Raw genomic sequence first — 13,877 nt, 5'->3', positions numbered from 1 at the left:
CAAACAAATGGAGGTGTGTTTAAATGGGAGCTGCATTAGGAATAGTCATTTTCTTTGTCCTGATTGGAGTGGTCCGTGCTCTTCTTGGAATGCCTTCTTCACATAGGAAGTCTGATCACTACAATGATCGAGATTACTCATAAAGGGATGCTAAAGAGTTAAATAAGGGAGAAATCCATCGGGTCTTATCAACGAACACTGGGGATTCACTTTTCTGATTTTTTACAGATTTAATAATTGACCTTAACACTTTTCCAAAGGGTTCGTTAAATGAATGGTCCTTGTGCTTATTTTCGAGATCATTGCACTTACAGCATGACATTCTACATGTCAACGGTTAAAAACTTCACCTAACAAAAGCCCTTCTTTATTAAAGGGAAGGGCTTTTGTTAGGTGTATGGAATAGATTGAAGTCGAGTCTAAAAGGTCTTTGGAAATAAAAAAGACTCCTTTAAAAACAAACCCCAATCTTACAAACGGACGTCGGTAATAGGGAAGTAAGGATATTGGACAGCCATATAATAAGATAGAGTAAAGACCGCTATCAGATAAAAGACAAAGACGAGATCCACTTTTGAAAAATTGATCTGATAATAATACGTTCGGTTTCCTGAATTGGAAAATCTCTTGGCTTCCATAGCCACCGCAATCCGAAAGGCTTTTCTTATACTTTGAGAGAGCAAAGGAATCGAGTAAGACTTCAACTTATTATAAAGACCTCGGATGCCTTTGCCACTTTGAACCCCTCTTACTTTCAGGGCATAATGCAAGGTCTGCATTTCTTCAATCATTAATGGAATCAATCGTATGGCAGCCATGAAACTGTACGCATATTTCGGTTTTAACTTCAATTGCTGCATGAAGGAATAAAACAGATAGACCGGCCTTGTTGTCAAAGCAAACACAACCCCGATAATCGCAAATATGATTCCGCGGAACCCTAAATGTAAACCGCGAAAGAAACTCTCTTCTGTGATATGAATCAGTCCCCACTTAAACCAGGTGACATCCCCTTTTCCGAAGAAAATCATCGAAGTAGAGGATGTGAGAAAGATTAAAAGAAAAGGGAGAAAAATAATCATCAGCCGTTTCCAAGGATGGCCTGTAAAAAAAAGATAGAGAATAAGTGTCCCAAACATATAGTTTATAAGAATATTGGTGTTGTGAATCATAATTAAATGAATAAATAATAAGAATACAAAACCCAATTTCAAACTCGGATTAATTTTGTGAAGCCAGGTTTCTTGATAAGAAAAATCAATGGACATAGCTGATCTCTCCTGTTACATGGTTGTTGCTTTCTAGATACTCGCCCGTCGAAGAATCATTGGCGAGTTTTCCGTCATGAATGGACCAGACTTTTGTTGAGAAATATTCGACAATATTCCTATCATGGGTTACCATAATGATGGTCTTCCCCTGTCTCCTCAACTGCTCCAGCTGTTCTAAAATCGCAAATGTGTTTTTGGCATCCTGTCCAAAGGTCGGTTCATCCAATAAAATGATGGACTGTTCTTTAATGATGGATGCAGCTACGCTCAATCTCCGCTTCTGTCCTATAGATAATTGATAAGGATGGATGTGCGTATGATTTTCCAGATGATAGGTTTTCAGCAATTGGTTGACGCGAGGACTTATTTGTTCCTCCGTCCAATGATCAAGGCGCAGACTGTAGGCAGCTTCCTCGTAAACCGAATTGGTCACAAACTGAAATTCAGGATTTTGAAAGACAAAAGCCACATGATCAGCAAAATTTTTGATGCTTTTGTAGTCCTGACCGAGAAAATGACAGGTGCCTTTTGTTTTTAGCAAATTCATCATCGCGAGTAATAGGGTGCTTTTTCCAGCGCCGTTTTCCCCTATGATGGTTACCCAATCCCCTGGATAAGCATTAGCCTGTGGGATATGGAGCTTTACAGATTTCCCTCTGTACACGGAAAAATCCGACAAATGAACAGAAGGATTGATTGATACGGGAGAGGGGGAAGGGGAAGGAGGCTTTGAGTTGAGGTAGTCTCTCCACACTCCTGGGTACCAGATTCCATGTTCGAGCAGCACTTGTTTATAGCTGGCAAAAACCTCATCCTTTGAGCCATCAGCGATGATTACTCCCTGTTCATCTAACAAAACGACGCGATCGACAAAATCAACGACCTCTTCAATTTTATGTTCAACGATCACCACCGTTTTATCTTCTCCCACTTGTTTAATCGTCTCCCAAACTTGCTTTGTCCCCTCTGAGTCTAGCATGGCTGTCGGCTCATCTAAAAACAGCACCTCTGGTTCGAGGGCAAGTACGGAGGCAATAGCCAGCCGCTGTTTCATTCCTCCAGATAATGTTTGTATTTTGGTATGAGGGTTTTTAAATGCCAACCCGACTTGATGTAAATAATGGTGGATATACCTGTTCATTTCTTCCTTTGGAATCTGAAGGTTTTCGAGAACAAACGCGATTTCTTCATCTACAAAAGGCATGCAAAATTGAGAATCAGGGTCTTGGAATAAATACCCCCAGGAATCTGGAATGTTGATTTCGTCTGTTTTCATCGGCACTTCCACGGCATGTGGAATCAGTCCTGTGAGCACTTGCAAAAGAGTCGATTTTCCAGATCCAGATGGTCCAAGAATCAACACCTTCTCTCCTTTTTTTAAAGAAAGCGAAAAATCCTTAAACAGCAAGGAATCCACTCCCGGAAATTTCAACCGCATATTTTTTACATTCGCTACTGTAGACATATCATCACTCCTAGCCTAGTGCCTTGTAATCTTCTTGAGAGGCTGGGCGCACAAGATTGGTCACCCCAGTTTTTTCTAATGCTTTTACAAGGAGGTGAGCAAAGATACCTGAAATAAGAATCCCCCCGGCAATTCTTGTCCCGAACAGAATCAGCAGGTTCCAAAGAGCCAAATCCCCGATATAGCCGTAATAGAAATCAATTCCAAGGGAAGCCAGAGCTGAGGCGACTCCCGCTAAAGAAGCAACGATCATATCAAATCGTTGATAACGAAAGGCAGCAAAAATAAGTTCAGCAGCAAGCCCCTGGCCTAATCCGAAAATTAGGGTAGCGACTCCCCACTCACCGCCAAATATAAATTCTCCTTGAGCAGCCGCGACCTCTGCCAATAACGCGACCCCTGGTTTTCGGATAATTAAATAGGCGACCACGGCAGCAATGAACCACATCCCGTAAATCAGCTGCTCAACATGGAGCCCCAATGTGGAGATCACTCCATACAACGGGCCCCATAATTTATAAATGATTCCAAATATCAACGCGATGATGATCGTCACAAGAATGTCTGTTAATTTTAATCCTTTTTCCATTTTAATCGATCTCCTTTTGTGATTTTATAAAACTAATGACCTGGGGTCATCCCTCATCTCAACCTTTTCGTCCCTAAGTGATCCGCTCTCGGAAAGATCCCCCTAGGGTTTAAAAATAGTCGGGTTTATCGGTCCTATTAAACTTTGGTGTTTAAAAAGTGCGGTCCTTCCATCCACATTTTCTGTTTATAAGCCATTTCCCAAAAGAGGTATTCAAATTTACTCGTATGAAGGAAGATTTCTTCTAAGTGAACTTTTTCCCGTTCTGGTTTATTGTCAGCAAGCCGATTCATTAAGTCTTTCATGTTTTCTGCCAGCTCCGTAAATTCATCAGAGGCATACATCTTAATCCAATCCCCATAGAATTCGTGTTCACTGGCTCCATTTTTTTCAGCTAATTCCAAACCTATAACATTGTAGCTCCATGTACAGGCAAGGACACAGGCGACAACTTCAGCTTCTGCTCCCTGTTGCGCTTTATTCAGCATGTAGCTTGTATAAGCAAGAAGCGTTGCCGAGGGTTTTGCATGTTCCAGTTCTTCTTTTGAGATGCCTAAGCGCCCGGCATATTTTCGATGGAGCTCCATTTCTTCTGTCAACGTAGAATGAAGCATCTCTGCAAAAAAGGTCATCGTTTCTAGACTTTGAGCCTTTCCGCTTCCTAACGCAAACACTCGGCAGTAATCGACCAAATATAAGTAATCCTGTTCCATGAAAAATTTAAACTTCTCTAGATCCAGACTTCCATCACCAATTCCCTTCACAAATGGGTGTTCAAGATATTCATCCCAAATCGGTTTTGCCCGGTCATAAAGACGATCTGTAAACATTGCTTATCCTCCTCTTTTTGGTTGTTGAAACCATTCATATAAGAAAGCGACCATTGTTTTTGTGAACTGCAGCAACTGATTTCTTTCCAGGGATTCATTTACTGCATGGGCCTGGGCAAGTTTGCCCGGGCCATAAAGGACTGTCGGAATGCCTGCTTCGGCCAGCCAGCCGCCATCGGTCACCGTTGGGGACATGGAATAGTCGACCGTCGTTTGGTGGATCAACTGATGGGCTTGGGCCAGTGATTGTACACCGGGATGGTTATGATCAACAGAAAACGCGGGGAATATTTCTCCCTTTTCTTCAATCATGGATGTCCCGCCCCAAGAAAATTGGGGGAGATGATTCTTTAGCCACGGGTCTGCCTTTGCTGTCTGAAACAGGTGTTCTTCAATCTCTTGAATGACATCCTCGTAATGTTCTTCTGGATAATAATGAACCGTGATCCATAGCGAGCAGCGATCAGCAACGAAAGCCGGATGCCGGCCCCCCTCGATCACGGCCGGATTGATCGTCATGGACCCTGGCGGAAAACCAGGGCTTGATTTTATAACGGCCCAATGGCGTTCTAATTCTTGTAAGGCACTGATTATCTTCATCATCTTCTCGATCGCGCTGGCTCCATAAACCCCGCCACCAGCATGAATCATAGAGCGTCGATTGGCATCATGAAACGTTGTTGGACTCTCCACGGTAATCCATCCTGTGATGACACCTCCTTGCCCTTGAATCTGACAATCACTTGTATCTACTACTAAAGCTAAATCAGCCATATACCCTTTTTCCCCACATGACTTGGTTCCTGCTTCACCTACTTCCTCTCCTACAACGGATTGAAAGTGAATATTTCCAGCTGGTTCTATCCCTGCTTTATGTAAGAGCTTTAAAGCAAACAAAGCACCAGCCATGCCACCTTTCATATCCGCAACCCCGCGGCCGTAAATGTTTTCTTTGGTAACGGTACAATCAAAAGGAGGGTATTCCCACTTCTCACTTTCCTCCATAGCCGCTACATCCACATGCCCGTTGATGATCAAACTTTTGGATTGATCGGGATGTTGCCCCTGTTTTGTTCCTACAACTACGGGATCTCCTGGGTACAGGTCCCATGTGTCAATTGTGAAATCCATAGCTTGTAACGTGTCAGCTACATAGGCTTGGGCTTCCGAGGTATTTCTCGCTGGAGGACTCAGGGTGGGGAAGGCTACCAGATCCGACAACAATTTAAGAAGCTCATTTTCTCTTTCTTCCACTTCATGCAAGAGAAGAGACAATCGTTCATCCATCGAAAAACTCTCCTTTCCATAACAAATTTCCATAACAAAAAAGCCCGCCCCTATAGAGAAGGAGCGAGCTGTCAGTTCAAGGTCTATAAAAAAACAAAGTGATTCCACCCGCTTCACTTCCCTACGCTAGTATGATCTAGATCAGGTAATAAGGGTCAAAGCTATCATTGCTTTTCTCAGCCAAATTCATGACTCCCCTAGTGAAGGATCGCTATTTAATTGTTGTGTTTAATTAGAACATAACAAACTTAAAATAACAAGCACCTTTTGTGGGGATAGTTCAAATGTCCTTATTTTGTTTTTATAGAAAAAAAGATTCACCGTACTTTTCACATATCCAGGAAGCATATCCCAAAGCACGAGATCTCAGTCATTCAAATTATTTTCCAAAATTTAGCAGGGTTTTGAGAGGGTTAAAGAGAAGAGGTTTAAGCAGGAGTTCACTGCCTATTACCTAGAGCGGCGTTCGGAAATACAGGCTAGGCTGCAGCGAACTACCTAAATGGTCTACTATTAGATGATTATTTTTAGCATTCATTGTATGCTACTAAACTATTTAGATCCTAAAAAAGGGAGTAGGTTAACAAATGAATAACATAAGAAATTTTTTTACTTGTCATGTTCTTTTCCTCTTGCTCATTTTATTGCTCGTTGGGTGTACAAGCAGTGCTAATGATGAATCAGATAGAGAAACTCCCGAGAGTAATGACGGTCTAGATTCTGAAGAAGAAAGTGTCGAATCAGAAGAAAGCAACAAAATTAATGATGAAGGAGGTCAGTTGGAGTCAACAACAGATTTAGATGAATCAGGAGATGGAGATTCTAAAGAAACTTCTTCAGGAGAAACAACAGATGAGAAGTCCAATCATACAGGTGGAAGTGGAGAAGATGATTTATTATCCAATTATTCACCTGAGGAAATAGAATATGCTCGAGTTTGGCTGCAGCTTGGAGAGATAAAGCAAGTGGATGAATTAAATGTAAAACATATCCCAGAGGGTACTCCACTTCATCCTGATGATCATACTAGTGCCAGTTATCCTGAAGATGTGGTTCAACTAGCCGGTAGTCGATTAGTAGCTGGTTCAATAACATACAGTAGTAATGGGGACGGAACAATTAATGTATATAATGTTCCCGTACGCTGGGATGGAAAGTACCCTGCGGGTGAAAGATTTTCCAAAGATATTATTGAAAATACAGACTTAGTGCAGGTTGATCCGGGGAATGATGAGGATATTATAGCATTAATCAACGTCCTAAATATTCATGAATAAATGAATGAGCTCCAAGCCACCATCTACTTTTCTAGGTACCTTAACGTTAAGTCATAAAATCGGGGACGAAAGCTGAAGATCGTTTTAACGGTCTTCAGCTTTTTATTTAAATTGGCAGGGTTGAAACTATGCTGGACTCTAATCGTAATAGATGAGGGGAAGGGGTGGGAAGATATGAAGAAGTATTTAATTTTTATAGGGAGCTTTATTTTACTTTACTTAGTTTATCAAATGGCATCAGGTATCCTCTTAACTATGAATGACACTCCAGTCTTTTCTTCTTCTGGAGGTTTTTCAGCTCAAGAATTGAGTTTTGGAAATAGAACCTTTGATTTGTTGGTCATCGTATTAATCGCCAACCTTACCTATTTTTTAACAATTATTATAAGAACAAAACGTTAGGTTTTGTTTAAGAGGGCAATGAATGGGCGGCATAATGTGGGAAAGGGGTGATTTTAACAAATTTTTTTATTCAGTGACAGGACGATTATCTCGAAGCTGAGTCTTTAAGTATAGGGCAGTATTCTTGAAGACTCAGTTTCGAGATAATGAACTATTTGAAACAGTTTATCAGGGTAATCGTATGTATAGATAAACCTTGTTGTAATTATGCGAAGTAATTAGGAAAGGGGGATGTTATGGATTATGCTTTATTGTTTGGTGTTTTATTAACCTTATTCCCTTTAGTAACAATAAAAAAGGTAAAAGAAGAGACCACTTTTCAAAGAGTTGTGCACATAGGTTGCTTATTGATCGGAATTATTTTATTAGCTGGCTTTGCGATTCAATTCGATACTTTTATAGGTAAATACTAAATGGTTAATTACCATATTCAATTGTAAAGAAGGGGGCAAATCTGGAATAATGTGATTTGTACTCTTTTTGGATCTTCTTGAAAAATATCCGATTCTATTCAAAAGCGATGTATGCTGCATATCCTACGTTCTGCTATATCGTATATGTGCAACTAGCGCAACCAAAGCACTCACTAGCGTAAAATAAAATCCATAACTCGTTATTTCCATCCCTGCTCCCAAGTTCATCCCCGCACCTGGTACCAATGGGACATAAAATATCCACTGCAGGATAACGAATAGAGGAATCAAGACAGTCAAGAATCGCACCACATGTTGCCGTTGTATTGTCAAAAACAGAGAAAGGGTGAGGACGGTGGTTAGCCCGACGAAAAAACCGGACCAATGTTGCAAACCATTCCATGACCAAAACTCTATTGAAAACCATTCCATAAAAAGCCCAATCAAAACGCCTGCCAGGCTTGCGATATATAATATTCTCATAATCTCCTCCTAGTTATATTTGGTGTAAAGAATATCCCTATCCTAACATATTTTAAGTATCCAAACTTTATATGAAGGGGTAAATCATGAACAATGGTTTGTTCAATTGGCTTAAAAGTGCGATTCAAATGAATAACAATCTAATGAACACGAGAATATATAAGGAAATATTAAATAAGAGGAGTGATGGAGATTTCTCTACAGTAGATGTACATTTCAAAAAATACCTTGAAATCAAGTCTTAAGCAATCTGGGGGCAATACTGAAAATAAATCATAATTATTAAGGGGTGATTCTTATGATCGAGTTAAAATTTTTTGAACGTGCACACTTTCAACAGCTTATTAATTGGATTGAAACCCCTAAGTTTTTACTACAATGGGGAGGTCCAAAGTTTAGTTTCCCATTAGATGAGGCACAACTTGAAAGTTATCTTAAGAATGCGAATGATAAGGACTCCGAGGTTTTAATTTACAGTGTGGTCGAAAAAGAAACAGATAGTATAATAGGACATATTTCATTGGGTAAGATTGATCGAACAAATAAGTCAGCAAGAGTAGGGAAAGTATTAGTTGGTGATAAAAGTGTAAGAGGAAATGGTATTGGGCAACAAATAATGACAGAAATTCTTAAGATAGCATTTGATGAACTAGGTTTACATAGAGTTAGTCTTGGTGTATTTGATTTCAACTCTTCTGCAATTGCTTGTTATGAAAAAGCAGGATTTAAAAAAGAGGGATTACTAAGGGATTCAAGAAGAATTGGTAACGAATACTGGAGTTTATGGGAAATGAGTGTCTTAGATAATGAATGGGATAATATGCAATAAGCAAAAAAAACAAAAATAAATTCCAATCTATCTTGCAATCGAGACTTCCAGTAACGGTGGCGATTGTTCAATAGGGGGATACTATAACTTTATTGATAGAACGTTTGAGCAGAGATAGGGGGTCGTTTCTGGTTGTGTAATGTTTTGAACAAAGGTTCAGAAGGGGTGATGAAATGGGGTTTGATTTAGATAGAGCAGGTTTTGGAATGAGGTTGTTTGCTGGTGTGTTAGATACATTAGTTATTGTTATTCCAATCGGAGTTTTTGTTTATCTTTATACAGGTACACCGTCACTAAATTGGACACAAGGTGTCACTTGGAACGTCTTGTATATCGTTTATTCCATCATCCTTCCTGTAATCTGGGGAGGCTACAACGTAGGAAAAAGGTTAGTAAACATAAGGATAAATAAAGCTAATGGTAAGGAATTAAATATAGCGGATATGTTTTTTAGAGAATTCATCGGCAAGTTTCTAATAGGGTATTTAACTGTTGGTTTATCCACGCTGGTGAGTGCGTTAATGATTGTATTTCGCAAAGATAAAAAAGCAATTCACGATTTTGTAGCTGGAACTTTTGTTTCAAATGAAGTATGAATTTTTCCTGAGTTTATCTTGAAATCAAGTCTTTCGCTAATGGGGGCGATTCTAGAACAAGGGGATCGTCTCCTTTATTGATGTTTAGGGTAGGTTTTTTGAAGACTCAGTTTCGGGATAACGGGGGTTAATTCCCTTATAAAAAGTCGTGTTCTTTTTGTGAAACTTAGAAAGCCGCCATTACGTAGAGGTAGAAAGTAGGAGGGGTTCCATGTATGGTGTTACATATTTTTACGCTTTGGCAGCGATTGGATTAATTTTTTTAATTCCATATTTGAGCATAAGAGATTTTAAGAGGGGTCGGAAAATCTCTTCGATTTTCACATCTATTGCAATGCTTGTGATTTTGCTATTTGTCGCTTTAGGTGAAGTATTAAAAACATTTCTGGCGGAAGCATCCATGGTGTATTATAATCAGATTTTCTTTCTTGGGGTAGTTGTAATTATCGTTGTTCCACTAATATTGTTAATATTTTTCACTGTGAAAAAGAGTATCAAAAGTGGGAGGATCCGAAGGAATATAAATACGAGTGGCTATACAAAGTTAGATACCTTTTGTTAGGGGTCGTTGGCGCGCTTTTCGTCGGTGCTTCGTATCGATTCTATCAAATATCCACCTTTCTTTTTTAACCTTTAAAGAGTGATAGTAGTCGGGAAAACTTGTTTCTTACTTATCTTGGGAGTATATGATAGATAGCTTTTTACTCGTAAGAAATGTTAGTAAATATTAGTGGGAGGTTCAAAGGTTCAACTTATGAAGCATTTAATAGGGTTGTATGTTGTTATGGCAATAATGGTATTTGTTACTTTAACAAGCGAATTTATATTTAAAAGTGATTATTCAGCTATTGCAAGTTGGTTTATAATAATGTTATTTCTTCTTGGTACCATATTTTTTGTAAATGCAAGATATTTTTTATCCGAAAAATAAAGAGCTGTATTAATTAAAGTTATTCATAGATATTTTGAATTCGAGTCTTACAGAATCGGGGGCAAACCTGAAACAACGAGGAGCGAATAATATGATTAAGTCTTTAAAATGGCAACTTATCATATCACTATTAGTTGCTATCGGTTTTGTATATAATTCTTTTTCTTATATTGTGTTTATTGGTGATGAAAGGTTTTTGTTCAATCAAATACTCTTCTACTTTATTATGATTTTATCGGTTTTTAATGCAGGGTTGTTGACACAAAAATACATACAGTCACGAAAAAAGAAATAATCTTTTTCAATAAATAAGGACGATTGTTTAATAGAAATGAAAGTTTGTACAGGAGAGTGTCTCGAAATCAAATCTTAATGAAACTGGGGCGATTATTCAAAGTTAATAAATGGACTTTTTACTAAATAGGTGGTGCTTATTATTTCAAAGAAGTCTCTTTCAATTATATCGGGAATTTTGTTCGTATTAACTGTCTTTCCTTTGTTAGCTGGTTTAACTCGATGGGGTAATGGAATATTTACATCTGTTTTAAATATAAGTATTTTTTTACCTTTGATTTTGGGTGTGTTGGGATTAGTATTTGGTTTATTTGGAATCAGAGGAAGCGTAAAAGTGAGCCTTGTTATAGTGAATATTATTGGGATATGTCTTTCATCCTTTTTGTTATTTGTGGCGATATTTGGTTTTCAACAACCGTAAACTAAAAGGTCCTAAAGTGAAAAATAAGATCGATCTCGATTTCGAGTCTTCCTGTAATGGGGGCAATAACGCAACAAAATAAAATAAGCAAGGAGGAGTTTCTTGAAAAGAAAGACAGTGGCTCAGATATTAATTTTTATTATCGGTGGTTTACTATTTACTTTTTCTATTGATTTGCCTGTATTAGGTTTTAAGAAATTAGAGTTTATAGAGGAAACTTCAACTCATCAAGTAATTAATTACAATTGGTATGGGAAGGAAATAAGTGAGCAGCCTTTTAAAGGTGATCCTAAAGAAGCGCTTAACCTATTTCAAAAGCAAGATAGAATTCAAAAAAATCAAGTGTCTATAGTTGTTTTTTCACTTATGACTCTGGCGTTATGGTGGAGCCGGGAGAAAAAGCGTTATATATATGGAAGTGCCTTCGTACTTTTTATCCTAGTTATTATAGATATTATGTTGGTAAACAAGTTTAGTTAGAGGAAGATGTATAGGAAACTTTTTTTTAACTAATGAGATAAAAATTTTAAAGGTCATCTCAAAACCGAGTATTCAACTATCGAGGGCACTTCATTAACATCCTCAATTTGTGCGTCGATCAAGCCAATGTACATAAGTATGCAGCAGAGAGAATTTAAGTTTAATGTTGCGTCAGTAAAAAAGTAAAAGTTTTAGGAGATTTTTGATGAATAGGAAGAAGATTTTTTTAATATGTGGAGCATTACTTTTTATAAGTTCAGTTCCCTTAGGTCCAAAAATGTTAGTTGAGCTTATACATGCTTCTCTAATGGAAAGTCGATACAAACTTACCTCTTATAACAATGATTATCCCTCTAGGGAGCCGTATTTTGAATACGCAAACCATTCATTTAAGATCGATGAAGAATTAAAGAATAAAGACACCTTTGTTGACCCTTGGGAACATAGAACAGCAATAGGTAATCTAGCTTTAATAGTTGATGGAGAGGTAAAGGATTTGCTGGAAAAATACCCAGTGAGGGTTGAACAAAGTGGATTAAGTCGATATTGGGGAGACATAGCCTTCATAAAAATGGAGGATATTAAAAAGAATAAAAAATCATTAGTAGTGGTTTTGAAAAAAACACGAGAGATACAAAAAGAATTGCCGAATGGGGACATTACTGGTGGGGCTTCATCTAATGAATTAGAGTACACTACATATACTTTCGATCCGGATGGCAGTATTAATAGGGATGATTTTCGACTAACTCAAAGGAATGCATTGCAAACTAAAATACTAAACGCAGGTGTGGTTGCACCTCATAAATTAGGGTTCTATACAAATGCATGGCAGGGCTATCCTACGATATTTTTTCCTTTCATATATCCATTACTACCAATGATTCTAGGGTTTATTATTATCCTGGTAACTTTAGTTAAGTTAAAGCGTGAAAAATACCAAGGTAGATAAAATAACTTAAATAAAAAATGTTATCTCAACGTGAAATGTATATTTATCTTGAATTCAAGCCTTAAACAATCGGGGACGATTATCCAATATGGGGTCTCGCAAAACATTTCTCGTGGAAAGACATAATCTTCCATGAAAATAGGGATTTTACAATCCTAAAATATAATTTTACACAAACTTTTAATGTCATAGTTTTTGAAAAGTAGGAAGGTATGATAATTTATGTTAAATTAAAGCTTTATATTAGAATACGTTATCTATTCTAGCCCCTTATTTGTAAATAAAGGGCTTAGCGTGAGTAATGTGACGAAAAGTTGGTACCCCCTACTAAAATAAGTTCATGATAACCAAACAATATGATGTACGAAACGTACTCCAAAGTTTAAAATAGAGCCGTTAGTATAGTTATAGAGAAGGTGACAGGTATGTTAAAGGCTTATATATGGCTGACATTTTGTGTAATCGTATGGGGGAGTAACTTTGTATTTGGAAAGATATTAGTCCAGGATTTCTCCCCTGCAGCGTTAACGATGTTGAGACTTTTATTTATTGTACTTTTGTTAATTGGATTATCCTCCTATAAAAACCCCATAAAACGTGTGAATAAAGCAGATGCCGTTACGATTGCATTTCTGGGAATTATAGGTGTGTTTATCAATCAATGGTCCTTCTTTGAAGGGTTACAAACAGCAGATACAACCATATCTGCTTTAATTCTAGCCACTACTCCTATTTTAACTGGATTTCTAGCCGCAACTTTTCTAAAGGAAAAACTTACAATTCGTATTTTGGTAGGATCAATCATTGCCATCATAGGTATCTATTTTGTTGTAACGAAAGGTAATTTGTCGTCTTTACATGTAGAAAAGGGGTTGCTATGGATCGTTGTAACGATGATCACTTTTGCCATTATGATCATTCTGACGCGAGTACTATCCAAAAGAATAGATCCTCTTACCATTACTTTATATTCGAATATAATTGGGTTTATCGTGTCTATTCCATTTGCTTTTACCCTGGATAACCCCTTACGAATAAGTTCTAACCTTTCTGATTGGGCCTTTCTGGCGGGGACTGCCATCATTGTTCACGGAATTGCAACCCTTATATGGAATAATAATATTCGCCACATTGACGCATCCAAGGCTTCGATCTTATCGAACTTAGAACCTTTTGTAGCTATGGTTGTGGGGTTACTATTACTATACAAGCCGATCACAGGTCCAGAAATAATAGGGTCGCTCTTTATTGTGGGAGGCGTTTTGGATTGTCAACACAAAACTAGACAAATTTGTTAAGGTGCTTCTTCTTAAACTCTATAGGGCTCGAATAGCCTAAACTTCCGTGAATACGGATA

The 13,877-nt window shown here is 37.9% G+C and carries 15 protein-coding genes and 1 riboswitch; of the genes, 9 read left to right on the top strand and 6 right to left on the bottom strand.

Annotated elements, in window-relative coordinates:
• Positions 1-470: 470 nt before the first annotated feature.
• The 5 genes from BLW54_RS14455 to BLW54_RS14435 form a co-directional block, all read right to left on the bottom strand.
• Positions 471-1,268, bottom strand: coding sequence for an energy-coupling factor transporter transmembrane component T family protein (locus tag BLW54_RS14455; protein WP_074735369.1), 798 nt, complete (start codon positions 1,266-1,268; stop codon positions 471-473).
• A complete protein-coding gene (locus BLW54_RS14450; protein WP_074735366.1) occupies positions 1,258-2,736 on the bottom strand; it encodes an ABC transporter ATP-binding protein in 1,479 nt (492 codons plus the stop codon). The genes BLW54_RS14455 and BLW54_RS14450 overlap by 11 nt, the downstream gene beginning before the upstream one ends.
• 10 nt (positions 2,737-2,746) lie before the next feature.
• A complete protein-coding gene (locus BLW54_RS14445; protein WP_035510643.1) occupies positions 2,747-3,325 on the bottom strand; it encodes an ECF transporter S component in 579 nt (192 codons plus the stop codon).
• A gap of 137 nt (positions 3,326-3,462) precedes the next feature.
• Positions 3,463-4,155: a thiaminase II gene (gene tenA, locus BLW54_RS14440; RefSeq protein WP_074735363.1), complete on the bottom strand. Its 693-nt coding sequence runs from the start codon at positions 4,153-4,155 to the stop codon at positions 3,463-3,465.
• A 3-nt stretch (positions 4,156-4,158) separates the two neighbouring features.
• Entirely contained in the window at positions 4,159-5,442 is a 1,284-nt protein-coding gene (locus BLW54_RS14435; RefSeq protein WP_074735360.1) for an acetylornithine deacetylase, read from the bottom strand.
• Between the two features lie 101 nt (positions 5,443-5,543).
• Positions 5,544-5,651: riboswitch (TPP riboswitch) on the bottom strand.
• A 378-nt stretch (positions 5,652-6,029) separates the two neighbouring features.
• Between BLW54_RS14435 and BLW54_RS14430 the strand changes: the two genes are divergently transcribed.
• From BLW54_RS14430 to BLW54_RS20770, 3 genes are all read left to right on the top strand, one after another.
• On the top strand, positions 6,030-6,719 hold the full coding sequence (locus tag BLW54_RS14430; RefSeq protein WP_074735357.1) for a YdeJ family lipoprotein: 690 nt from the start codon (positions 6,030-6,032) through the stop codon (positions 6,717-6,719).
• Positions 6,720-6,893: 174 nt separating this feature from the next.
• Positions 6,894-7,121: a hypothetical protein gene (locus BLW54_RS14425; protein ID WP_074735355.1), complete on the top strand. Its 228-nt coding sequence runs from the start codon at positions 6,894-6,896 to the stop codon at positions 7,119-7,121.
• A 236-nt stretch (positions 7,122-7,357) separates the two neighbouring features.
• Entirely contained in the window at positions 7,358-7,534 is a 177-nt protein-coding gene (locus BLW54_RS20770; protein WP_167358823.1) for a hypothetical protein, read from the top strand.
• A gap of 123 nt (positions 7,535-7,657) precedes the next feature.
• Here the strand turns inward: BLW54_RS20770 and BLW54_RS14420 are convergent, their stop codons facing one another.
• Positions 7,658-8,017, bottom strand: a complete 360-nt coding sequence (locus BLW54_RS14420; RefSeq protein WP_074735353.1) for a hypothetical protein — start codon at positions 8,015-8,017, stop codon at positions 7,658-7,660.
• Positions 8,018-8,315: 298 nt separating this feature from the next.
• Here BLW54_RS14420 and BLW54_RS14415 point away from each other — a divergent pair, with 298 nt between their 5' ends.
• From BLW54_RS14415 to BLW54_RS14385, 6 genes are all read left to right on the top strand, one after another.
• Complete coding sequence (locus tag BLW54_RS14415; RefSeq protein ID WP_074735350.1) at positions 8,316-8,846, top strand: GNAT family N-acetyltransferase; 531 nt, start codon at positions 8,316-8,318, stop codon at positions 8,844-8,846.
• Between the two features lie 173 nt (positions 8,847-9,019).
• Positions 9,020-9,442: an RDD family protein gene (locus BLW54_RS14410; RefSeq protein WP_074735347.1), complete on the top strand. Its 423-nt coding sequence runs from the start codon at positions 9,020-9,022 to the stop codon at positions 9,440-9,442.
• A 211-nt stretch (positions 9,443-9,653) separates the two neighbouring features.
• Positions 9,654-10,004, top strand: coding sequence for a hypothetical protein (locus tag BLW54_RS14405; protein WP_074735344.1), 351 nt, complete (start codon positions 9,654-9,656; stop codon positions 10,002-10,004).
• 1,186 nt (positions 10,005-11,190) lie between these two features.
• A complete protein-coding gene (locus BLW54_RS14395; protein ID WP_074735338.1) occupies positions 11,191-11,568 on the top strand; it encodes a hypothetical protein in 378 nt (125 codons plus the stop codon).
• A gap of 205 nt (positions 11,569-11,773) precedes the next feature.
• A complete protein-coding gene (locus tag BLW54_RS14390; protein WP_074735335.1) occupies positions 11,774-12,520 on the top strand; it encodes a hypothetical protein in 747 nt (248 codons plus the stop codon).
• A gap of 425 nt (positions 12,521-12,945) precedes the next feature.
• Entirely contained in the window at positions 12,946-13,818 is an 873-nt protein-coding gene (locus BLW54_RS14385; protein WP_074735332.1) for a DMT family transporter, read from the top strand.
• Positions 13,819-13,877 lie beyond the last annotated feature (59 nt).

Source organism: Halobacillus karajensis, assembly GCF_900108515.1.
Lineage (GTDB): Bacteria > Bacillota > Bacilli > Bacillales > Halobacillaceae > Halobacillus > Halobacillus karajensis.
This window is presented reverse-complemented; position numbering and strand designations above follow the sequence as displayed.